At 71.3% G+C, this 22,967-nt stretch carries 19 protein-coding genes; 12 read left to right on the top strand and 7 right to left on the bottom strand.

Going from position 1 to position 22,967, the window contains the following annotated elements:
• The first annotated feature begins 7 nt into the window (after window positions 1-7).
• Complete coding sequence (locus ABZ862_RS07165) at window positions 8-946, top strand: hypothetical protein (RefSeq protein ID WP_360953638.1); 939 nt, start codon at window positions 8-10, stop codon at window positions 944-946.
• Between the two features lie 36 nt (window positions 947-982).
• Here ABZ862_RS07165 and ABZ862_RS07160 read toward each other — a convergent pair whose 3' ends face one another.
• Complete coding sequence (locus ABZ862_RS07160; protein ID WP_360953635.1) at window positions 983-2,326, bottom strand: helix-turn-helix domain-containing protein; 1,344 nt, start codon at window positions 2,324-2,326, stop codon at window positions 983-985.
• A gap of 220 nt (window positions 2,327-2,546) precedes the next feature.
• Between ABZ862_RS07160 and ABZ862_RS07155 the strand changes: the two genes are divergently transcribed.
• A complete protein-coding gene (locus tag ABZ862_RS07155) occupies window positions 2,547-2,687 on the top strand; it encodes a hypothetical protein (protein WP_360953632.1) in 141 nt (46 codons plus the stop codon).
• Between the two features lie 56 nt (window positions 2,688-2,743).
• Here the strand turns inward: ABZ862_RS07155 and ABZ862_RS07150 are convergent, their stop codons facing one another.
• Complete coding sequence (locus ABZ862_RS07150; protein WP_360953629.1) at window positions 2,744-3,979, bottom strand: hypothetical protein; 1,236 nt, start codon at window positions 3,977-3,979, stop codon at window positions 2,744-2,746.
• 339 nt (window positions 3,980-4,318) lie between these two features.
• On the opposite strand from ABZ862_RS07150, the gene ABZ862_RS07145 reads away from it, so the two are divergent.
• The 4 genes from ABZ862_RS07145 (at window position 4,319) to metG (ending at window position 9,544) form a co-directional block, all read left to right on the top strand.
• Window positions 4,319-4,762, top strand: coding sequence for a hypothetical protein (locus tag ABZ862_RS07145; protein ID WP_360953626.1), 444 nt, complete (start codon window positions 4,319-4,321; stop codon window positions 4,760-4,762).
• A gap of 179 nt (window positions 4,763-4,941) precedes the next feature.
• Window positions 4,942-5,844, top strand: coding sequence for a hypothetical protein (locus ABZ862_RS07140; RefSeq protein WP_360954491.1), 903 nt, complete (start codon window positions 4,942-4,944; stop codon window positions 5,842-5,844).
• Between the two features lie 185 nt (window positions 5,845-6,029).
• Window positions 6,030-7,703 (top strand): VWA domain-containing protein, encoded by a 1,674-nt coding sequence (locus ABZ862_RS07135; protein ID WP_360953623.1) that lies wholly within the window; start codon window positions 6,030-6,032, stop codon window positions 7,701-7,703.
• Between the two features lie 131 nt (window positions 7,704-7,834).
• Window positions 7,835-9,544 (top strand): methionine--tRNA ligase, encoded by a 1,710-nt coding sequence (gene metG / locus ABZ862_RS07130; protein ID WP_360953620.1) that lies wholly within the window; start codon window positions 7,835-7,837, stop codon window positions 9,542-9,544.
• Window positions 9,545-9,653: 109 nt separating this feature from the next.
• On the opposite strand, the gene ABZ862_RS07125 is transcribed toward metG, so the two are convergent.
• Window positions 9,654-9,866: a DUF397 domain-containing protein gene (locus ABZ862_RS07125; protein WP_360953617.1), complete on the bottom strand. Its 213-nt coding sequence runs from the start codon at window positions 9,864-9,866 to the stop codon at window positions 9,654-9,656.
• Window positions 9,867-10,540: 674 nt separating this feature from the next.
• Here ABZ862_RS07125 and ABZ862_RS07120 point away from each other — a divergent pair.
• From ABZ862_RS07120 to ABZ862_RS07110, 3 genes are all read left to right on the top strand, one after another.
• The gene (locus ABZ862_RS07120) at window positions 10,541-10,786 is read left to right on the top strand and encodes a hypothetical protein (protein WP_360953614.1); all 246 of its coding nucleotides are present in this window, start codon (window positions 10,541-10,543) and stop codon (window positions 10,784-10,786) included.
• A 97-nt stretch (window positions 10,787-10,883) separates the two neighbouring features.
• On the top strand, window positions 10,884-11,099 hold the full coding sequence (locus ABZ862_RS07115; protein WP_360953611.1) for a hypothetical protein: 216 nt from the start codon (window positions 10,884-10,886) through the stop codon (window positions 11,097-11,099).
• Between the two features lie 204 nt (window positions 11,100-11,303).
• Window positions 11,304-12,233 (top strand): hypothetical protein, encoded by a 930-nt coding sequence (locus ABZ862_RS07110; protein WP_360953608.1) that lies wholly within the window; start codon window positions 11,304-11,306, stop codon window positions 12,231-12,233.
• A gap of 32 nt (window positions 12,234-12,265) precedes the next feature.
• Here ABZ862_RS07110 and ABZ862_RS07105 read toward each other — a convergent pair whose 3' ends face one another.
• Entirely contained in the window at window positions 12,266-13,264 is a 999-nt protein-coding gene (locus ABZ862_RS07105) for an intradiol ring-cleavage dioxygenase (protein WP_360953605.1), read from the bottom strand.
• Between the two features lie 123 nt (window positions 13,265-13,387).
• A complete protein-coding gene (gene aspS / locus ABZ862_RS07100; protein WP_360953602.1) occupies window positions 13,388-15,151 on the bottom strand; it encodes an aspartate--tRNA ligase in 1,764 nt (587 codons plus the stop codon).
• Window positions 15,152-15,296: 145 nt separating this feature from the next.
• Between aspS and ABZ862_RS07095 the strand changes: the two genes are divergently transcribed.
• The gene (locus ABZ862_RS07095; protein WP_360953599.1) at window positions 15,297-17,426 is read left to right on the top strand and encodes a SpoIIE family protein phosphatase; all 2,130 of its coding nucleotides are present in this window, start codon (window positions 15,297-15,299) and stop codon (window positions 17,424-17,426) included.
• A 205-nt stretch (window positions 17,427-17,631) separates the two neighbouring features.
• Here ABZ862_RS07095 and ABZ862_RS07090 read toward each other — a convergent pair whose 3' ends face one another.
• Both ABZ862_RS07090 and ABZ862_RS07085 read right to left on the bottom strand, forming a co-directional pair.
• Window positions 17,632-18,609 carry a pirin family protein gene (locus ABZ862_RS07090; RefSeq protein WP_360953596.1) on the bottom strand — a complete coding sequence of 326 codons (978 nt, stop codon included), beginning with the start codon at window positions 18,607-18,609 and terminating at the stop codon, window positions 17,632-17,634.
• A 117-nt stretch (window positions 18,610-18,726) separates the two neighbouring features.
• Window positions 18,727-19,233, bottom strand: a complete 507-nt coding sequence (locus ABZ862_RS07085) for an SseB family protein (RefSeq protein ID WP_360953593.1) — start codon at window positions 19,231-19,233, stop codon at window positions 18,727-18,729.
• A 255-nt stretch (window positions 19,234-19,488) separates the two neighbouring features.
• Between ABZ862_RS07085 and ABZ862_RS07080 the strand changes: the two genes are divergently transcribed.
• Complete coding sequence (locus ABZ862_RS07080; RefSeq protein WP_360953590.1) at window positions 19,489-21,315, top strand: acyl-CoA dehydrogenase; 1,827 nt, start codon at window positions 19,489-19,491, stop codon at window positions 21,313-21,315.
• 219 nt (window positions 21,316-21,534) lie between these two features.
• Window positions 21,535-22,863, top strand: coding sequence for a M18 family aminopeptidase (locus tag ABZ862_RS07075; RefSeq protein ID WP_360953587.1), 1,329 nt, complete (start codon window positions 21,535-21,537; stop codon window positions 22,861-22,863).
• Window positions 22,864-22,967: the final 104 nt, after the last annotated feature.

Here is a 22,967-nt window from a genome sequence, read left to right as displayed (position 1 = left end):
ACCCCGAATGAGCCGTCGCCGCCCACCAGCCGTCCGCACACTCACCGAGACGGCGGTCAACGCCAGATCCGCCCCCGTGTTCGCGCTGCTGTTCGTGTTCGCCGCGCTTCTCACCGCGGCCGCCTGCGCGGGCGTGGGCAGCGGGAGCGTGACGGCCGACGACCCCGCGGGGGCGCAGCCGCCACCGGTCGCGTCACCCGCGTCGCCCGCGCCGCGGAAGGGTCCCGTGCCGCTGACCGCGGCACAGGCCGCCGCCGTGCTGGTCACCGACGTCGACCTGGGCGCCCCCTGGACGCCCACCCAGGGCGCGGCGACCTGGCGGGACGGGTTGCTGAAGGCGACGGCGAACGACGCCTCCCCCGACTGCCAGCGCCTGCTGGACGCCCTCTACACCGACGAGATCCTGGGCGAGCCCTCGTCGCCGGGGACCGCCGTCGCACTGGACGACCCGGCCGACCAGGCCCAGCTGCGCTACCAGGTCGCCGTGCACCGGGCGGCCGACGTGGACCGCACCCTGGGCTGGCTGCGGACGCTGCCGCAGACGTGCGGACGGTTCACGGCGACGACGACCCGGGCCGGGGTGCAGGACGTGCAGGTCACCGAGGAGCAGCTGCCGCAGGTGGGCGACGCGCGGGAGGGGCTGCGGGTGACGCTGACCGGGCAGGGGACGGCCGGCACCGCTACCGGGACCGGGAACCTCGACGCCGCCACCGGCACCCCCGTCACCGGGACCGGGACTGCGAATCCCGGAGTCGGGAACACCGCCACCGGCGCCGTGGCGGGGGCCGGTGTGCTCACGCTGGACATCGCGGCGGTACGGGTCGGCGACGACGCGATCACCGTCACCACGGGCGGCCCGGCCGCCGTACCGCCCGCGGCCACGCAGGCGGCCCTCCAGACGGGCGTGCAGCGCCTCACGGAGGCCCGACGACCGCACCCCGCGTGACCGCCGGGCCGCGGTGGGGCGACCCGCCCGCGCCCGTCACAGCGAGGGCTGCGCCGGTGCGGGCCCCAGGGTCGTGGTGCCCGGCGCGGTGCGGTGCCCGAGGCCGGTGCGGTAGGCGTCCAGGGCCGCCTCCACACGCCCCGTGCGCCGCAGCAGATCGCCCAGCAGCCGGCACAGGTCGGCGAGGTCGCCCGCCGCGCCCGCCCGCTCCAGCAGGCTGAGGGCGCGGACGTAGTGCTCCTCGGCCTTCTCCGTGTCGCGGGCGTCGTCGGCGATGATGCCGAGGAGGCGGTGCGCGGCGGCGGAGTGGACGGCACCGCGCTCGGAGGAGAGGTCGCCGAGGACACCGTGCAGCAGCCGGGCGGCCTCCTCGGACTTGCCGCGCCGGTGCAGTACGTCGGCGAGTTCCACGGCGACCTGACTGCTGTAGAGGACGGCGCGCTTGGCGCTCAGCATGGCGAGGGCCTCGCGCAACTCGCCTTCCGCGCTTTCCAGTTCACCGTTCTGGACACAGACGTAGCCGCGCATCCAGTGACACATGGCGAGTTCGGTGCGGATCTGCAGCTGGCGGTAGAGCTCGGCGGCCTTGGCGAGGGAGGCGTCGGCCTCGGCGACCCGGCCCTCGGCGATCAGGGTGCGGGCGACGGAGCGGTGCATACGGGCGACGAGGGCGGGGTCGCCGACCTGCGGGGCGAGGGCGAGGGCGAGTTCGGCGGCCTGGGCGGCGCGGGCGTGGGCGCCCATGTCCATGTAGGGGCCGATGATGCTGCCGTAGAGGAGGAGCAGGGCGTCGGGGTCCTGGAGGCCGCCGCGGTTCAGCTCGTCGAGGGTGGACTCCAGCAGGTACACGGCGTACCGGAGTTCTCCGGCGAGGTAGTGGGAGACGGCGCGGCCGCGCAGCGCGGGGACCCGGGCGGGGAGGGGATGGTCGGCCAGACACGCCTCGGCACGCTCGAAGTAGAGCCGCCCGACATCCAACTCGCCCGTCTCGAGCGCGCATTCGCCGAGCCCGAGCAGCGCGGTGGCCCGCTCCCAGCCGAGCCCGTGCCGTTCGGCCTCCGCGAGGAGGGTGCCGTACTGCTCGGCCGCCTCCTCCGCAGCACCGGTGGCGAGGGTGCGCTGCGCCTCGGTCAGCCGCAGCCGCAGATCGGCGGCGAGGCGGGCCGGGCGGCCGGTGGCGAGTTCGTCGAAGGCGACACCGAGACGGTCCGCCACATGCCGCAGCGCGTCGTCGGAGGGGCGCACCCGGCCGGACTCGAGGGTGGAGATGTACGCGGGCGTGTACGTGGGCTCCGCCAACTGCTTCTGGGTCAGCCCGCGTTCGGTGCGCAGCTGCTGCACCCGGCGACCGATCGTGGTCGGGTCGTCTCTCTCCGGCATCGCCCCAACTCCCCCTGTGCCTCTTGCCGTTAGGCTGCGGCAGCCTCTAGGTTAAACGCCACATTAAACATGCTTAACACGCCGCTGTTGTTGCGAGGTTGCCGTGCTCGGACACACATCCGCGCGTTACGAACGCCCCAGCGCACTCTCCCGCCACCTGTCACACAGTCTGCCCCGCCGTCCGCCCCGCCCCGGCAGGCGGACGGCCGCCGTCAGAGGTGTGACGGCGGCCGTGATCGCGGTGGCCGCCCTGATCACGGCCGCCAACGCCGTCCCGGCCCCCGCGGTCCCCGCCCACTCGGTCCCCACCCACACCGGCCGGCCCCCCGCCCAGCCGACGGCCCACACCGAAGGAAGCTAGCGCCGGGGCACGGCCGGACGACCGGACGGCACGGATCGACGACCGGACGGCACGGATCAGGGATTGGCCGCCTGTAGCAGATCGAGGTGCCGGCGTACGTTCTCCAGCGCCCCCTCCCGCCGTCCCGGCACCCGCTCCCGCAACTCCGCTAGCAGCAGGCCGAGTTCACGGACCTGCGCGGAGTCCTGGATCCGGCTCCACTGGTGGTGGGCCCGGTCCGCGGCCGTCTCGACGGCGGGCGCGTCGGCCGCCTGCCCCGCCGCGAGCCGGGCCGACGCGACCTCGAGCCAGGTACGGCAGCTGCGCGCCGGGTCTCCCGCGAGCATCGCCAGATCGGCGCGCACCTCCGCCCAGTGCAGCACCTCCTCGGAGGCGGGCCCGTGCTCCCGTACGGCGGCCTCGGCCCAGCGGGCGGCCAGCGCGTCGGCCTCGGCGTGCCGCCCCGCCTGCGCGGCGGCGGTGATCTCGGCGTGCGGATCACCGGCCGCCGGCTCCGGAGCCGGCTCGCCCGGCACCGAAGCCGGTGCCGGTGCCAGAGGCGGTGCCGGTGCCTGGCCCCGCTCGCCCGGCACGAGATCCTGCGCCCGGCCCCGCTCGCCCGGTACCGGATCCTGCGCCCGGCCCTCCTCGCTCAGCACGAGATCCTGCTCCCGGCCCTGCCCCCGGCCGCCCCGCCGTCCGCCCGTCGCCGCCGTCTCCGCGTCCAGCAGCCGGGCCAGCGCCGCCTCGTGCAGCTGCCCGGCGGGCGGCCGGTGTCCGCTGCGCAGCAGCGTGGCGACGGCCTTCATGTACGCCGGCTGCGCCACCGTACGCCGCTGCGGCGGCGGGGCGACCCGCCCGTAGACGGCGGTCCCGGCGCCGGAGTCGAGCGGCTGGGTGCGCAACAGCTCCCAGGTCTCCGCATCGGCGTGCAGATCGGCGAACAGGGTCGTCGAGCCCGGTGCGCGCAACCGCAGTTCCTCCCGGAACCAGTGCCAGGGGAAACCGGTGTAACGGACGGTCGACGGGGTGGTGCGGGCCAGCGCGAGATGGGGGAGGCGCTGCTTGCGGTCCGTCTGGAGCTGGCCGGTGACGAAGACGGTGAGCGGATCGGGGGAGGTGGCCGCGGCCCGCAGCCGGGTGAGGACGGCCTGCGGCTCCAGCGGATCGGCGAGTTCGACGACGTTGGCGGTGTCCGTACCGGACAGCACGGCGGGGGAGACGGCCGCGAGCACGGGGAGCACGGAGGCCGCGTCCACCAGACAGCCCCGGCCCTGCGGCGAGGCCGCGAGCAGCAGCACGGTTCCGGGCATCGGCCCCTCCAGTCGGACACACCTGAGTCGGACACATCTCTGTCGAACGCGCCGAGCCGAGATCGCAGACCCGGACCGAAACCGCGACCCGGACCCGGCGGAGCGTCGATCACCTACGGCAGCACGGTAACCGCTGCGCGGGCAAAGGAAGATGAAGGACCCGCAAACGTACCCCTACGGGCAGCGGCCCGGGCCGTGCGAGGACCGCCGCCCGCCGACTTGCCAGGGTCGCCGCCCAGGTGTGGTCTGGAAGGCGGAGTGCGCCGACGCACCGCCGCCTCGCTGTATCGCCGTCTCGCGGTACGGATGTGTCGGCGTGCCGAAAGGGAGGAGTGCCCCATGTCCTACGCGCTGCCCACCCAGGGCCCCGTGACCGGCCGCCCGGTCCACACACCCGACGTCTTCAGCGAGCGCACCCACGCGACCGCGAGGCTGGTGGTCCCGGTGCTGCTCGGTCTCGTCTACGGCTACTGGGCAGCCGCCGACCGGCGCGCCGGCGGCCCCATCACCGGCTGGAACGTGCTGTTCGGCATCGTCACCACGATCGTGTTCGCGGTGGTGATGGCCACCCTGCTGGTGGTGGGCCCGCACCTGAAGCGCGAGGTGCACGCCCTGATGTGGGTCGCGTTCACGGGCACGGCGTTCGGCTTCCTCTACAGCCAGAGCGGCGCCTCGGTGCTGCGCTGCATGCTCATGGGGCTGCTGATCGGCGCGGTCACCGGGGCCGCCCTCTTCTACTGGTACTACACGCACGAGGACGCACAAGGCCACCACCTGGCATAGCCCCCCAGCCCCCGCCCCTCGACCCCGGCGCCCACCGCCGGGGTCCACATCTGCCCCGGCTCCCCCCTTCCTCCCCTCCCCTCCCCCTCCCCCTCCCCGTCTCCACCCACCCGGCCGTACAACGCACCGCACCGCTCGCACACCGCGCGCACCCGTCGTTGCCTGGAGAGGTGCTGTCGCTGTCCTCACGTCTCCGGAACGCGCTGTCAGCCGTACTCATCGCGCTGGCCTGCTTCCTCCTGCCGTTCGGCGCGCTGGCGGCCTGGGCGGCGTACGGCCTGGCCGACAGCGGCCGCTACGTCACGGCGATGGCGCCGCTGGCCGCCGACCCGGACGTACGGAACGCGGTCGCGGACACCGTCGGCGCGGGCATCCTGCGCGAGGTGGACATCGGCGGCCCTGCCGCGCAGGGGACGGTGGCGCCGTTCGTCCAGGACGCGCTGCGCTCGTTCACCCGTACCGAGGCGTTCCGCACCGCGTGGGACGCGGGCAACCGGGTCACGTACGACGCCGTGTGGCAGGCCCTGCACGACGACCGCGCAGGCACCGTGACCGTCGACCTGGCCCCGGTCACCGCGCAGGTGAGGGACCGGCTCAGCCGCGACCACGTGCCGCTCGCCGACCGCATCCCGGTCGAGCACACCGCGGTCGCCGTCCTGCCCGCACGGGACCTGGACGGTTTCAGGAAGGGGTTCCACGTGCTCGAAGTCGCCGGCTTCTGGCTCCCCGTCTCGGCCGTCACGTTCGCCGCGGCCGGTATCGCCGTCGCCGTACGCCGTCGCCGGGCGGTGATCGCGACGGCCCTCGGTACGGCGCTGGGCGGCGCCCTGCTGGCCCTGGCCCTGGCCGTCGGCCGCCGGGTCACCCTGGCCCGGCTGCCGCGGGAGGTCTCCCAGCCGGCCATCGGTGCCATCTACGACGCCCTCACCGACACCCTGTACACCTGTGCCTGGCTGCTGCTGGCGCTGGGCACGACGGTGGCGGTGACGGCACGGCTGACGCGGTACCTGCGGGTCATGCGGCTGCTACGGCGCCGGCGGGCACCCGAGCACGAGCGGGAGCTCGTGGGCTCGGCGGACTGACGCACCGCGCCGCCGACCGTGACGACACTCAAACGAAATTGACCGAACCTGACCGAAAGTGGCCGACCCTCCAGGGTACGCAGCAGCCCTCGCCCCTCCCCAAGATCCCCTCCGAAGGCGGTTAACCTTACGTGTCCGTCCTGGCCAGGGATTGACGGGCTACAACTCATGCGAAGGGTTGCGACATGGGCATTCTCACTCTCCTGCGGAAGAAATTCGGCCGCCAACGCAAGGAGGGCGCGGCTGAAAACGTGCAGGAACCCACCGCTTCGACCACTTCGCAGGCCGAGGCCGCACAGCCCACCCCGGAACCCCACATCCCCGAGCCCCGCCCGGAGACCGACTCCGAGCACGACCTCGTCTCGGCGGCTTTCAACAACGTAACGATCCCCAAGCCGACCCCGGAACCGGCGGCGGAACCTGTCACGGAAGCAACCCCGGAACCCGAACCGGTCGCGGAGCCCGTGGCGGAAACCACACCTGAGCCGACCCCGGAACCGGCGGCGGAACCCATCGCAGAAGCAACCCCGGAACCCGAACCGGAACCGGAACCGGTGGCGGAGCCCGTCGCGGAACCGGCGCCGGTGGCGGAAGCAACCCCCGAGACAGAGCCGGAACCCGAGCCCGTGGCCGAAACCACGCCTGAGGCGGCCCCAGAACCGGAACCGGTGGCGGAGCTCGTGGAGGAGACGACTCCGGAACCGGTGGCAGAGCCCGTCGCAGAAGCAACCCCGGCACCCGAGCCGAAGCCGGAACCGGTGGCGGAGCCCGTCGCGGAACCGGCGCCGGTGGCGGAAGCAACCCCCGAGACAGAGCCGGAACCCGAGCCCGAGCCCGAGCCGGAACCCGAACCCGCAGCAGAACCCGTGGCAGAAGCGACCCCGGAACCCTCGACGGAGCCCGAGCCCGCAGCCGCGATCGCGGTCGCAGCCGCCGAGGAACCGGCTGCCGCTGCCCCCGTCCCGGAACCCGCCGCCGAGGCCGCACCAGTCTCCGAGCCGGAGCCCACGCCCGCTCCCGAGCCCACTCCGGCGACACCCGAAACCCCCGACCCGACGGCCGCCGACGACGAGGACGCCCCACAGGGGCCACCCGCACCCGACGACGAAACCCGCACGGGTGGTGCGGGTGGGAACACCCCCGCCGAAGGCGAAGCCGAGGCGTCCGCCCCCGCGCCGGAGGCCCCGGCCCCGGTCCTGCCCCCCACCCTCGCCACCGCGTACACCGCCGCCGCAGCCGTCCTAGAGGCACACGACCTCACGACCGCCCGAGCGAAGCTCTACCTGGTCCTCGACCGCTCCGCCTCCATGCGCGCGTACTACAAGGACGGCTCGGCCCAGGCCCTGGCCGACCAGACCCTCGCCCTGGCGGCGAACCTGACCCCCGAGGCCCCTCAGACCCCGGAAACCGCAGAGGCCGGCGCCGGCGTCCACGTCGTGTTCTTCTCCACCGAGGTGGACGGCACCGCCGACCTCACCCTCACCGACCACGAGAACAAGATCGACGAGGTCCACGCCGGCCTGGGCCGCATGGGCCGCACCAGCTACCACGCCGCCGTGGCGGCCGTACTGGAACACCACGCCAAGTCCGCGACCGCGACCCCCGCCCTGGTGATCTTCCAGACGGACGGCGCCCCCGACGCGAAGACCCCGGCGACGCAGTCCCTGACGGAGGCCGCGAAGACCCACCCCGAGGTCTTCTTCTCCTTCGTCGCGTTCGGTGAGCACGACAACAAGGTGTTCGACTACCTCCGCAGGCTGAAGACCCCGAACACGTCGTTCTTCCACGCGGGCCCGGCCCCGAAGGAGCTCACGGACACGGAGTTCTACGAGGGCGTTCTCGCGAACTGGCGCCCGTAAGGACACAGAGCCCGGCCCCGCCCCGTGCCGCCCGCCTCCCACCCCGCAAAACGGGAGGCGGGCGGCATACACATGTCGGATACGATTTCAAGGTTCGTATCACCGCGACCGCGACCTGGGAGCAGCCCCCGATGGCTCGACACCTCATCACCAGCGCCCTTCCGTACATCAACGGGATCAAGCACCTGGGCAACATGGTGGGGTCCATGCTCCCGGCGGACGTGTACTCCCGTTATCTGCGCCAGCGCGGCCACGACGTGCTGTACATCTGCGCGACGGACGAGCACGGCACCCCCGCCGAACTGGCGGCGAAGGAGGCCGGGATCTCCGTCGCGGAGTTCTGCGCGCAGGCGCACGACGCGCAGAAGGCGGTCTACGACGGCTTCGCGCTCGCCTTCGACCACTTCGGCCGCAGCTCCAGCGCGGAGAACGTCGAGATCACCCAGCACTTCGCGCGCCGCCTCAACGAGAACGGGTTCATCGAGGAGCGGGCGATCCGCCAGGTCTACTCGCCGGCGGACGGCCGTTTCCTCCCGGACCGCTACGTCGAGGGCACGTGCCCGCACTGCGGCTACGACAAGGCGCGCGGCGACCAGTGCGAGAACTGCACCCGGGTCCTGGACCCCACCGACCTGATCAACCCTCGCTCGGCGATCTCGGGCTCCACGGACCTGGAGGTGCGGGAGACCAAGCACCTGTTCCTCCTCCAGTCGAAGCTCCAGCACGAGGTCGAGGAGTGGGTGTCCCGGCACGAGGCGCAGTGGCCGCAACTGGCGTCGTCGATCGCCCGCAAGTGGCTGACGGAGGGCCTGCACGACCGGGCGATCACCCGCGACCTGGACTGGGGCGTACCGGTCCCGGCGGACACCTGGCCGGAGCTCGCGGCCGAGGGCAAGGTCTTCTACGTGTGGTTCGACGCGCCGATCGAGTACATCGGCTCGACGAAGGAATGGGCCGACGCGACCGGCGGCGACTGGAAGTCGTGGTGGTACGACGTCGACACGGACGTCCGCTACACCCAGTTCATGGCGAAGGACAACGTCCCCTTCCACACGGTGATGTTCCCGGCCACCGAACTCGGCATCCGCGAGCCGTGGAAGAAGGTCGACTACGTCAAGGCGTTCAACTGGCTGACGTACTACGGCGGTAAGTTCTCCACGTCCCAGAAGCGCGGCGTCTTCACCGACCAGGCCCTCGACATCCTCCCGGCGGACTACTGGCGCTACTTCCTGATCGCCAACGCCCCCGAGTCGGACGACTCCTCGTTCACCTGGGAGCACTTCACGGCGACGGTGAACAAGGACCTGGCCGACACCCTCGGCAACTTCGTCAACCGGGTCCTGTCCTTCTCGAAGAAGCGCTTCGGCGACGAGGTCCCGGCGGGCGGCGAGCCCGGCGAGGCGGAGACGAGGCTGGGCGAGCAGATCGCGGAACTCCTCGCCGACTACGAGTCGCACATGGAGTCCCTCCAGTTCCGCAAGGCGGCGGCGGCGCTCCGCGCGCTGTGGTCGGCGGGCAACTCCTACCTGGAGGAGAAGGCCCCCTGGCTGGAGATCAAGACGGACAAGGACGCCGCGGCCCTCACCCTCCGCACGGCGATGAACCTGATCCACCTGTACGCGGTGATCTCGGAGCCCCTGATCCCGGCGACCTCGGCCGCCATGCGCCAGGCCTTCGCCCTCCCCGACGACACGGCGACCTGGACCACCCCCGCCGAGGCGAAGTCCCTCACCACCCTCGCCCCCGGCATCCCCTTCACGGTCCCCCCGGTCCTCTTCGCCAAGCTCACGGACGAGGACCTGGAAACGTACAAGACCCGCTTCGGCGGCACGGAAGCCTGACGGTCCTCTCCGGAGAACGCAGAACGGGAAGCGGCGGCCAGGGTCACCCGGGAAGTCCCCGGCCCCTGGCCCGCCGGACCGCCGGTGCCAAGACCGCCGGTGCCAAGGGTCAGTTGCCCACCACGTACATCACGAAGCCTGCCCACGCTTCCGGGGCGAGGCTCAACCGAGGGCCTTCGGCATCCTTCGAGTCACGCACATGGACAGTGGCGGGCGTGGATGCCACCTCGACGCAGTCGTTCGGATTGCTGCTGTCGCTGTAGCTGCTCTTGAACCACGTCAGCTCGGAGCCGTCTCCGACAGGTGTCCAAGCTGCTTGCACATCACCATCATGCCCCCGACCGGGCGAGTCAGCGTCACCTCACGCCCGTATCCCGAAGAACCGCCCTGCTCGGCACCGGAACTCGGTTATCCGAGCTGCGGTAGCTTCGGCGGCTTTGTTCATAGAACTCGGGGGAAAGAAACCCCACCCACCCTCCCTCGTCGCGCGCGCGGCAAACTCACTCCTGCGAGTGAACCTGCCCAACTGGGCTGGTCAGGGGACGGGTTGCGTGGCCTACGCTCAGCGCTACAGCACCGCCGCAAACATGCGGCGGCCCCCGCCGGGACAGCCATCCCAGTGCGAGGGCCTGACCAACGAGGAAGAAAGAGGCTTCCCGATGGACTGCGAAAACCCTAGCCTGCCGATGCGCCCCGCGTCCCGTTTCCCCGCCGAAAAGCCCCCGACCCGGCCCGCCCGCCCACACCAGCGCGAGCGCCCCCGCATCGGCGGCGTGATCCACGAGTACGCGACTCACCCCTCCCGCTTCACCGTGGTCGGCAACCACTTCTCCCAGCACCCGGAGTTGTCGGTGACAGCCCTGGGGGTCGGCCTCCACATCCAGTCCGTCGCCCCGGGCACGCCGGTCGACATCAAGACCCTGGCCGCCCGCTTCCCCGAGGGCCAGACCCGTATCGCCGCCGCGCTGAACGAACTGGAGACCCACGCCCACTGCCGTGGAAGCGGGCCGGTGCCTACGCCTCTACCCGCGCAACGCCCTCCTCGCCCTGCTGGCCCGTGCCACCTGGCTGCCGTACGGGGACCTGTACCACTTCGCCCACTCCGCGCACCCCGCCGTCCGCTGGAACTACCTGCCCACGCTGGAGAAGTGCCTGCACGGCCCCGACTACCGGCCGCACGCACTGCTGCTGGGCGCATCCGCCGTACTCCTCCACCACCGCCGGTCCACCCACCGAAAGTGATCACGGCCTCCGGCACAGGTGACACCCGCCAAGGGCCGAAACGGCCTTGAGCCCCTTTGGCCGACGCCACGGGAGCGTGTCAGTCGAGGAGGAGGCGATGGCCTTCCGTGGGGTGGATCTGCCCGGCCGCCGCCGGCATGCCGACCGGCATACAGCGCTTCTGGGCAGTGCCGACCTCACCGACCAGGCGCTGTCCGACAACATCGAACTCGGCGTGGTGCTGCGCGACCGGCAGGTGGTCGGGGCCCTGGTGGACCGCTTCCGCCGGCTTCCGGACCCCGGGAACGGTGTCATGCGACGACAGCTTCGGTGAGGTGTCAAGAGGGTGTGGACAGTACGGGTCACCGGCCTCCGTAAAGCCTGTTGCGCGCATTCACTCACGTGAGTGAAAAAACTAACTTGGCTGGAATTGTGCCGGGTTGATCGGCTTACGTTCAGCTCGACGGGACGCAATCACAAACGGGCGTCACCGCACCCGGGCTGCGCCAACGGCCCCTCCCACGTACCGAGGAACCCCATGGTCAGTTCGCCCCATGAGGCGATGCACCGGCTCTTCCAGCACGATCTGGAGCTGTTCAGCCGTCTCTCACCGCTGCTCGGTTTCAGCCTTCCCACGCCTCGCAACGTCACGGTCCTGCCGACCGACCTGACCGAGACGGACCCCGTCGAGCGGCGGGTGGACACACTCCTGAAGTTCCGGCTCGGGGAGGACGAGGACGACGTCCTGATCCTCGCCGTCGAGTCGCAGGGCCGGAAGGACCCGGCCAAGCCGGCGAGCTGGGCCTACTACACCTCGTTCCTGTGGACGAAGTACAAGAAGCCCACCGCGCTGGTGGTCGTGTGCCAGGACTACGCCACGGCCCGGTGGGCGGCGCAGCCGGTGACGAGCGGACCGCCCGGTCTGCGCACGCTCACCGTCGCGCCCCTCGTCATCGGCCCTCACAACACGCCGGTGATCACCGACCCGGCCCAGGTCCGCGAGGACCTCACGCTGGCCGCGCTCTCCGCCATCACACACGCGGGCGATCCGGACATCGATGCCATACTGAAGGCGGTGTCCACCGCGTTGCGGGACGTCCCCGACGACGTCACCGCCCCGATCATCGAATTCATCGGACAAGGCCTGGGCGACCGCCCGGCCCAGAAGCTCTGGAGGCAACTGGTGGCCGTGGACCTCTCCTTCTACAAGTCGCCCATCGCCGAGGAGATCCGCGACGAGGGGCGTGAGGAGGGACGCGAGGAGGGACGCGAGGAGGGGCTCGCCATCGCCATACTGCTCGTCCTCACCCGGCGTGGCGTCGATGTCTCCGAGGACGTCCGCGAGCGCATCAACGCCTGCACCGACATGGACCTCCTCACCACCTGGCTCGCCCGCGCCCTCACCGCCGCCACCGCCGAAGAGGTCGTACAGGACGAGGAGGTCGGCGGGGTCCGGCGGGCGGGGTGACACCGCCCGCCGGACCCCGTCGTGGCGGTGCGTCAGCTCGGCGTGGCCGAAGGTGATGCGCTCGGTGCCGGGCCCGGGCCGTTCTGGCCGTCGTTCGTCGTGGCCGGGTCCACGCCGACCGTGAGCGACGCGCGGACACCTCGCGCGATGTCGTCGTGGCGGTAGCGGAGGTTCAGCAGGCCGCCCTGGGCGCCGGACTGGTCGTAGATGGTGTCCTCGGTGAGGGTCGTGCGGGGCTTGGTGTTGGAGGCGTACGGCTCGACCACGGCCGTGGCCAGGACCGCCTCCTCCGCGAAGAAGAACTGGCCCGTGTGGCAGGTGTGGCCGCCCTCGTAGCCGGCGTCGGTCCACTCGCCGTCCACATGCACCTTGGTGTGGATGTGGACGCAGCGGCCCTGGTACCAGCCCGGGAAGACGGTTCTGAAGGTGACGTGGCCGTGCCGGTCCGTCCGCCACGTGCCGCGGAGGTAGCGGGTGTCGTCGGTGGGGTCCTGGTGGCCCCCGCCCCCGCCGCCCGGACCTCCGGTGGGGGGCTCGCCGGTCGGCGTACCCGTCGGGGGCTCGCCCGTCGGGGCCGGGCCGCCGCCCCCGCCGCCGTTGCCCTGGGACTCGTAGCCCGAGTACACGCCGCCCGCGTCGCAGTGCCAGATGTCCACGGCCGCGTCGCGTAACGGACGGCAGGTCTCCGAGTCGATCACCTTCAGGGAGAGCAGGAGCGGGATGCCCTGTCTGTCCTCGGTGATGTCCGTGCGGAGCTTGTCCGCGTCGATGTAGTAGGGGCCTTCCACCGCCTCGGAGGTGAGGCGGTAGCAGACCTCCGTGCCGCCGGGGGCGCCCGTAACACCCGTGTCCGCGGCGGGAGGCACCGGCTCGCGTCGCTCCGCGGCCAGCGCCTTCGCCGCGAACGTCGTCGCCAGGGCCGCCGTCGCCGCCACTCCCGCACCCGCCGCCATGACGGTGCGCCGCGTCGGCTGTGAGGGGACCGGCTGTGAGGCTGCCGGTTCGCTGTGTGGTTCCTGGGGTTCCGTCATGAGGCCGGGACGCTAGGTAAGAAACCTGTCAGGAACATGGGAATGGGCTGTCAGTCCGCCGAGGAACGGAAAGTGGCCCGGAACCGATCGTCGGTTCCGGGCCACTCACCGTCAGACTCCCGCCTACTTCGGCTGCGGCTTGCGCACCAGCAGGTGCAGCTCCTTCAGCCGGGCCTCCTCCAGCTCCGTCGGCGCGCCCATCATCAGGTCCTGGGCGTTGCCGTTGAGCGGGAAGGCGATGGTCTCGCGGATGCTCGGCTCGTCGGCCAGCAGCATGACGATACGGTCGATACCGGGGGCGATGCCGCCGTGCGGCGGGGCGCCGAAGCGGAACGCGCGCAGCATGCCCGCGAACTTGTCCTCCACCGTCTCGCGCGCGTAGCCCGCGATCTCGAACGCCTTGAGCATGATCTCCGGCTCATGGTTCCGGATCGCGCCGGAGGACAGCTCGACACCGTTGCAGACGATGTCGTACTGCCAGCCCAGGATGTCCAGCGGGTCCTGGGTCTCCAGGGCCTCCAGACCGCCCTGCGGCATGGAGAACGGGTTGTGCGAGAAGTCGATCGCGCCGGTCTCCTCGTCCTTCTCGTACATCGGGAAGTCGACGATCCAGCAGAACCGGAACACGCCCTCCTCGAAGTGACCGGCACGGCGTGCGGCCTCGACCCGCACCGCACCCATGATCTTCGAGACCTCGTCGAACTCGCCCGCGCCGAAGAACACCGCGTGCCCGGCGGCCAGCGACAGCCGCTTGGTCAGCTCGGCGACGTTCGCCTCGGTGAGGAACTTGGCGATCGGGCCGGTCAGCGAGCCGTCCTCGGCCACCCGCACCCACGCCAGGCCCTTCGCGCCCAGCGAGATCGCGAACTCGCCGAGCTGGTCGAAGAACTTGCGCGGCTGCCCGGCGACGTCCGGTACCGCCAGCGCGCGCACGTGCTTGCCGGCGAACGCCTTGAACTCCGAGCCCTCGAAGACATCGGTGAGGTCGGTGAGCTCCAGCTTGGCGCGCAGGTCCGGCTTGTCGGAGCCGTACTTCAGCATCGCCTCGCGGAACGGGATGCGCGGGAACGGCGAGGTGACGTGCCGGCCGCCGCCGAACTCCTCGAAGATCTCCGTCATCAGCCGCTCGATCGGCTGGAAGACGTCCTCCTGCTCGACGAAGCTCATCTCGACGTCGAGCTGGTAGAACTCGCCCGGCGAGCGGTCGGCGCGGGCGTCCTCGTCACGGAAGCAGGGCGCGATCTGGAAGTAGCGGTCGAAGCCGGAGATCATCAGCAGCTGCTTGAACTGCTGCGGCGCCTGAGGGAGGGCGTAGAACCTGCCCGGGTTGAGGCGGGAGGGGACGACGAAGTCGCGGGCGCCCTCGGGGGAGGTCGCGGACAGGATCGGCGTCGCCATCTCGTTGAAGCCCATCGCCGCCATCTTGTGACGGATCGAGGAGATCACCGACGTACGCAGCAGGATGTTGCGGTGCATGCGCTCGCGGCGCAGGTCGAGGAAGCGGTACTCCAGGCGCCGCTCCTCGTTGACCCCGTCCTCGGTGTTGATCGTGAACGGCAGCGGCGCGGCCGCGCCCAGCACCTCGGTGTCGCCGACCTCGATCTCGATCTCACCGGTGGGCAGCTCGGGGTTGATGTTCTCCGCGCCGCGGGAGACGACCTTGCCGTCGATCCGGACGACCGTCTCCTTCGAGAGCTTGTCCAGCGCCTCGTAGGCGGCGGTGCCCGGGCGGGCGACGAGCTGCGTGATGCCGTAGTGGTCGCGCAGATCGATGAAGAGGATGCCGCCCAGGTCGCGCCGATTGTGCAGCCAGCCGCTCAGCCGGACGTCGGCGCCGACGTCAGAGGCGCGGAGCTCGCCGCAGGTGTGGGACCTGTACCGATGCATCGTCGTTCATCCATTCCCAGGCGTGTGCAGTGGGTGTTTCACGTGAAACACCCCCAGCCTACCGGCGTCCACGAGATCACCTCCCCACCATTACGGTGCCGGTGACCACTGGCACTCTCCGTTCCCCTGTTCCTAAAGTGGGGCAATGCGCACTGGTGAGCCCCTGCCCGCGGTAGGGGACGTCCTGGCCGCCCTCGCCACCGGGGTCTGGCACTGGGACACCGCCACCGGGCTGGTCACGGTCGACGCCGAGGCCGCCCGGCTGCTCGGGCTGCCCGCGCGCGAGGCCCTCCTCACCGAGGCCCAGACCCGCGCCCGGCTCCACCCCGTCGACTGGAACGAGATCACCGGCGTCGTCCAGCTCGCCGTCGCCGAAGGCACCCTCGCCGAGGTCCGCATACGGATCATGGACGAGCGGGGCCGGATCGTACGGGTCGTACGCAGCCGTTCCAAACCCTCGTTCGACCCGGTACGCAAGGCGTACGAACTGATCGGCACCCTCCAGGAGGTCACCGAGCCGTCCCCCGGCACCGCCGCCGGACGCAGCGCCGTCACCGGGGACTGGCGGCGCTCCCGCGAGGCGTTCCTGCTGGACGCGGGCCGCGCGCTCGCGGAAGCCCGGTCCACCACCGAGGTCCTGCGGGTCGCCGCCGGTCTGTCGATGCCGGGCTTCTCACCCGACGGCCTCGCCGTCTTCGGCGCCGAGGGCGGCCAGCTCACCGTCATCGGCCACCACGGCCAGCAGCCCGGCGACGAGAACCCCTTCGTCGAGATGTCACTGGCCACCGACTACCCCGCCGCCGAGGTGGTACGCACCGGACGCGCCGTCTACCTCTCCTCACCGGAGCAGTACAAGGAGCGCTACCCGCTCACCTGGCCGCTCGCCAGCCGCTTCGGCCGCCAGTCCTGGGCCTTCCTGCCGCTCACCGCGGGCGGCCGGACCATGGGCGCGTGGATGGCGGGCTTCGCCTATCCCGTCGCCTTCAACCCCGACGAGCGGTCCGTACTGACCACCGTGGCCCGGATGCTCGCCCAGGCGCTGTCCCGCGCGGGAGCCGCCGACGCCTCCCGGGAGCTGACCGACGGCCTCCAGCGTTCCATGCTGCCGGTCCTCGGCCCCCGCATCCCCGGGATGAACATCGCCGCCCGCTACATACCCACCGGCGGCGGGCTCCAGGTCGGCGGCGACTGGTACGACATGATCCCGCTGCCCGGGGGCGACCGGTTCGCCCTGGTCATCGGCGACGTCCAGGGCCACGACGTACGGGCCGCCGGACTGATGGGACAGCTGCGGATCGCGCTGCGCGCCTATGCCGCCGAGGGCCACCGCCCCGACGCCGTCCTCGCCCGCGCCTCCCGTTTCCTGCACGGCATCACCGACAACCCCTGCGAGGAGACCGACCCGCGCTTCGCCACCTGCCTGTACGTCGAGGCCGACCCGTCGACGGGCGTACTGGAGATCGCCCGCGCCGGACACCCGGAGCCCGCGGTGCGGATGGCGGACGGCACCGTGCTGACCCGGCCGACGGCGGGCGGGCTGCCGCTGGGCATCGACCCGGACGCCGACTACCCGACCACCCGGCTCTTCCTCGAACCCGGCGAGACCATGCTGCTCTGCACCGACGGGCTGATCGAGACCGGCGGTCACGACCTGCAGACCGGCTGGCGGCGGATCCGCGGCATCCTCGAGGAGCACACCGGGGATCTGGAGACCCTGGCCGACGCCGTCGTCCAGGGCGTCCACGGGCCGTCCTCGCACCACACCCCCGGCCCGCTGGCCGACCGCCGCGAGGACGACATCGCCGTCGTCCTGCTGTGCCGGCCCGGCGCGGGCCGCCCCGGTGAGGCATGCGGCTGCGCCGGAACCCTCGGCGTACGGCCCGGTGGGCGCCGCACGATGCTGACGGTCGCCCAGGACGAACCCGCCCGGGTCGCCGAGGCCCGCCAGCAGCTGCGCCAGCTGCTGCACGACTGGAGTTCACCGGAGCAGATCGACTCGGCGGTCCTGCTCCTCTCGGAGATGCTCACCAACGTCCTGGTGCACACCGACGCCGACGCCCTCCTCACCGCCGAGGTCACCGGTGACGTGGGCGAACGCCGGATGCGCATCGAGGTCACGGACGCCGGCGACGACCTCCCCCACAAACGCCGCCCCGGCGAACTGGCCTCCTCCGGCCGGGGCCTGGTCCTCATCGAACTCCTCGCCGACACCTGGGGCGTCGACCCGCGGGGCGAGGGCAAGAGCATCTGGTTCGAACTGCACGAGAAACACTGACGGCCCGCACGAGAAACGCCGAGGGCCTGCGCGAGAAACACCGACGGCCGGGCCGCCCGGGTGCGGACGGCCCGGCCGTCAGCCCGGGACCGGACGCCGGACGGCCAACCGGACGCCGGACGGCCAGGTCGGTGACCGGACGTCAGACGGGCCGGCCGGGCCGGTGACCGGGGGCCGCCGGTTCGGCCGGACACTTGAAGGCGGGTCAGGCGTCGGGGCCGTCGCCGCTCATCCCGTGCACCGCCGGGATGCTGCCGAGGCGGCCCTTCTGGTAGTCCTCGAAGGCCTGCATCAGCTCGTCCTTGGTGTTCATGACGAACGGGCCGTAGTGGACCATCGGTTCGCGGATCGGGCGGCCACCGAGGAGGACGACCTCCAGGTCCGGGGTGCGGGAGTCCTGCTTCCCGTCCGCACGGACGGTCAGCGAGCCGCCCGCGCCGAAGACGGCCGTCTGGCCGACGTGCACCGGACGGCGTTCCGTGCCGACCGAGCCCTTGCCCGCCAGGACGTACGCCAGGCCGTTGAAGTCCTCGCGCCACGGGAGGGTGAGCTCCGCGCCGGGCGCCAGGGTGGCGTGGATCATCGTGATCGGGGTGTGGGTGATGCCGGGGCCCTCGTGGCCGTCCAGCTCACCGGCGATGACACGCAGCAGCGCGCCGCCGTCGGGAGAGGTCAGCAGCTGGACCTGGCCGCCGCGGATGTCCTGGTAGCGCGGCGCCATCATCTTGTCCTCGGCCGGGAGGTTCACCCACAGCTGGAGGCCGTGGAAGAGACCGCCGGACATGACCAGCGACTCCGGCGGCGCCTCGATGTGGAGGAGACCCGAGCCGGCCGTCATCCACTGGGTGTCGCCGTTGGTGATGGTGCCGCCACCGCCGTTGGAGTCCTGGTGGTCGAAGATGCCGTCGATGATGTAGGTGACGGTCTCGAAGCCGCGGTGCGGATGCCAGGGGGTGCCCTTGGGCTCGCCCGGCGCGTACTCCACCTCGCCCATCTGGTCCATCATGATGAACGGGTCCAGGTGACGGTAGTGGATCCCGGCGAACGCCCGGCGCACCGGGAAGCCCTCGCCCTCGAAGCCGCTCGGCGCGGTCGTGACGCCGAGCACGGGGCGGGCCACGGCGTCGGCCGGTGCGGTGACGCGGGGCAGGGTCAGCGGGTTCTCGACAGTGACTGCGGGCATGTCGGTTCCTCCTTGTGCGGCCAGTTTAGTTGAGCATTGAACTTTCTGCCACTCATCCGGAACGCGAAGAGCCCGGAGGACATTCCCTCCGGGCTCCGGTCACGTCGGACGTCTCCGCTAGCCGTACATCCTGCGCATCGCGAACTCCACCATCTGCTCCACCGACTTCGCGTCGAAGACGATCCGGTGCTCGCCCTCCATGTCGAGGACGAAGCCGTAGCCGGTCGGGAGCAGGTCGATCACCTCGGCGCCGGTGATCACGAAGTACTTGGACTCCTTGCCCGCGTACCGGCGCAGCTCCTTGAGCGAGGTGAACATCGGGATCACCGGCTGCTGGGTGTTGTGCAGCGCGAGGAAGCCCGGGTTGTCGCCGCGCGGGCAGTAGACCTTGGAGGTCGCGAAGACCTGCTGGAAGTCCTCCGCGGTCAGCTGCCCCGTGGTGAAGGCGCGCACCGCGTCCGCGAGCGAGGGCGGGGACGGCTCGGGGTACAGCGGCGGCTGCTGCTGGCCGTAGCCGCCCATCCCGCCGGCCATGTGCTGCTGACCGCCCGCCATGTGCTGCTGCGGCGGGACGTATCCCTGCTGCGCGGAACCGACGTCGGTCGGCTGACCGTATCCGTACATGGGCGCAAGCGTACCGAGCCGTCCGCCCGGATGGCGTAAGGGCGGGGCACTGCGAGGCACGGATCACGGCGGCCGGCGCCACAGCGGCCGCGGATCGGCCGGCGCCTCGGTGGTCGCGGATCGGCCGGCGTCCGGAAGTTCGGGGTTGCGTCTTATTACCGACGGGTAGCATCATCGTAGCCGTACCTACTTGCCAGTATGCGAAGCAGTGCGAGGATCCAGTGCCTCGCCCGATCTCTCCACGGAGCCATCGCCATGGGGCACTACAAGCCGAACCTCCGCGACATCGAGTTCAACCTCTTCGAAGTCCTCGGCCGCGACAAGCTGTACGGCACGGGACCGTTCGAGGAGATGGACACCGAGACGGCCAGGAGCGTGCTCGGGGAACTGACCCGTCTCGCGGAGAACGAGCTGGCGGAGTCCTTCGCCGACGCCGACCGCAACCCGCCCGTCTTCGACCCCGAGACCAGCACCGCGCCGGTCCCCGCGTCCTTCAAGAAGAGCTACCGCGCCTTCATGGACTCCGAGTACTGGCGCCTCGGCCTGCCCGAGGAGATCGGCGGCACCACCGCGCCGCCCTCGCTGATCTGGGCGTACGCGGAGCTGGTCCTCGGCGCGAACCCGGCCCTGTGGATGTACTCCTCAGGCCCCGCGTTCGCCCGCATCCTCTTCGACGAGGGCACCGAGGAGCAGAAGAAGATCGCCGGGATCGCCGTGGAGAAGACCTGGGGGTCGACCATGGTGCTCACCGAGCCGGACGCCGGTTCCGACGTGGGCGCGGGCCGCACCAGGGCGGTGAAGCAGGAGGACGGCTCCTGGCACATCGAGGGCGTCAAGCGCTTCATCACGTCCGGTGAGCACGACATGGAGGAGAACATCCTCCACTACGTCCTCGCCCGTCCCGAGGGCGCCGGCCCCGGCACCAAGGGCCTGTCCCTCTTCCTCGTCCCGAAGTACCTCTTCGACTTCGAGACCGGCGAGCTGGGCGAGCGCAACGGCGTCTACGCCACCAACGTCGAGCACAAGATGGGCCTCAAGGCGTCCAACACCTGCGAGATGACCTTCGGCGACCGCCACCCGGCCAAGGGCTGGCTGATCGGCGACCGGCACGACGGCATCCGCCAGATGTTCCGCATCATCGAGTTCGCCCGCATGATGGTCGGCACGAAGGCCATCTCCACCCTCTCGACGGGCTACCTCAACGCCCTCGAGTACGCCAAGGAGCGCGTCCAGGGTCCCGACCTGGCGAACTTCATGGACAAGAGCGCGCCGAAGGTCACCATCACCCACCACCCCGACGTGCGCCGCTCCCTGATGACGCAGAAGGCGTACGCGGAGGGCATGCGCGCGCTGGTGCTGCACACCGCGTCCGTGCAGGACACGATCGCGGTCAAGGAGGCCACCGGGGAGGACGCCTCCGCCGAGCACGCCCTCAACGACCTGCTCCTGCCGATCGTCAAGGGCTACGGCTCCGAGAAGGGCTACGAGCAGCTCGCCCAGTCGCTGCAGACCTTCGGCGGCTCCGGCTTCCTCCAGGAGTACCCGATCGAGCAGTACATCCGCGACGCCAAGATCGACACCCTCTACGAGGGCACCACCGCGATCCAGGGCCAGGACTTCTTCTTCCGGAAGATCGTCCGCAACCAGGGCGCCGCGCTGAACTCCCTCGCCGAGGACATCAAGAAGTTCCTCGCGCTCGGCACCGGCGGCGAGGATCTGGCCGGCGCCCGCGAACAGCTCGCCAAGGCGGCCGTCGAGCTGGAGGCGATCGTCGGTCTGATGCTCACCGACCTCGCGGCCACCGAGCAGGACGTGAAGAACATCTACAAGTGCGGGCTCAACACCACCCGCCTGCTGCTGGCCTCCGGCGACGTCGTCGTCGGCTACCTGCTGCTGCGGGGCGCGGCCGTCGCCGCCGAGAAACTGGAGCGGGCCACCGGCAAGGACAAGGCGTTCTACACCGGCAAGATCGCGGCGGCGAAGTTCTTCGCGGCCACCGTCCTGCCCGGCGTCACCCTCGCCCGCAAGCTCGCCGAGAACGTCGGCCTGGACCTGATGGAGCTGGACGAGGCCGCGTTCTAGGGAGACAGGGGCACCCGGGCACGGGGCACCGGGCACCGGGGCACGGGGTGGGGCGCCCGCCCCGCCCCACCCCCGCCATGTACTTCGTACGTTGTAACGACATGTACGGCCCCCATACGGGTGCGGCCCCTGCCAAGCCCGGCGAAACCCCGCACCCTCCGCCCAGGGCCCGCTCCCAACCACCGGGAGCGGGCCCTGGTCCGTCGTTAAGGTGAACCCATGAGACCGAGCTCCCGTTTCGACCGCGGCCACACCGACGACCTCCTGACCTTCCTGGCGTCGAGCCCGTCGCCGTACCACGCCGTCGCGAACGCCGCCGAGCGGCTGGAGAAGGCCGGATTCCGGCAGGTCGCGGAGACGGACGCCTGGGACGGGACGAGCGGCGGCAAGTACGTGCTGCGCGGCGGGGCGGTCATCGCCTGGTACGTCCCGGAGGGCGCGGCTCCCCATACGCCGTTCCGGATCATCGGCGCGCACACCGACTCGCCGAACCTGCGCGTCAAGCCGCTGCCCGACACCGGCGCGCACGGCTGGCGCCAGGTGGCGGTGGAGATCTACGGCGGCCCGCTGCTGAACTCATGGCTCGACCGCGACCTCGGGCTGGCCGGCCGGCTCACCCTGCGGGACGGCTCGACGCGGCTCGTCAACGTCGACCGGCCGCTGCTGCGCGTGCCCCAGCTCGCCATCCATCTGGACCGCTCGGTCTCCTCGGAGGGTCTGAAGCTGGACAAGCAGCGCCATCTCCAGCCGGTGTGGGGGCTCGGCGGGACGGTGCGCGACGGCGACCTGATCGGTTTCCTGGAGAGCGAGGCGGGTCTCGCACCGGGTGAGGCCACCGGCTGGGACCTGATGGTCCACTCCGTGGAGGCGCCTGCCTACCTGGGCCGCGACCGGGAACTGGTGGCGGGGCCGCGCATGGACAACCTGCTCTCCGTGCACGCCGGTCTCGCCGCGCTGACCTCGGCGGCGGGCACCTCGGCCGCGGGTGCGGGCGGCGGTGAAGGCTCAGGAGGCACGCCCTGCATCCCCGTACTGGCCGCGTTCGACCATGAGGAGAACGGCTCGCAGTCCGACACCGGTGCGGACGGGCCGCTGCTGGGCGGGGTGCTGGAGCGCTCGGTGTTCGCGCGCGGCGGGTCGTACGAGGACCGGGCCCGCGCGTTCGCCGGCACCGTCTGCCTGTCCTCCGACACCGGTCACGCGGTGCACCCCAACTACGCGGAACGCCACGACCCGACGCACCACCCGCGGGTCAACGGCGGTCCCATCCTGAAGGTGAACGTCAACAACCGCTACGCCACGGACGGCACCGGCCGCGCGGTGTTCGCCGCCGCCTGCGAGGCCGCCGGGGTGCCCTTCCAGTCGTTCGTCTCCAACAACTCCATGCCCTGCGGCACCACGATCGGCCCGATCACCGCGGCACGGCACGGAATCCGCACCGTGGACATCGGCGTGGCGATCCTGTCGATGCACAGCGCCCGCGAACTGTGCGGCGCGGACGACCCGTACCTGCTGGCCAACGCCCTGACGGCCTTTCTGGAGAACTAGTGCCGCAGCAGGCAATGTTTGCCCGTGAAGGAGCGGCGTCCGGTGCGTGCTCTCTGGGGGTCCCCCCTGCTCGAAGAGCTTGGGGGAGTGCCGGGCGTCGCGAC

Origin of the sequence: Streptomyces sp. NPDC047000 (genome assembly GCF_040644295.1) — a bacterium.
Classification (GTDB): Bacteria; Actinomycetota; Actinomycetes; order Streptomycetales; family Streptomycetaceae; genus Streptomyces.
Note: the sequence above shows the minus strand (reverse complement) of the source record. Positions and strands in the feature narration are given on the sequence as shown.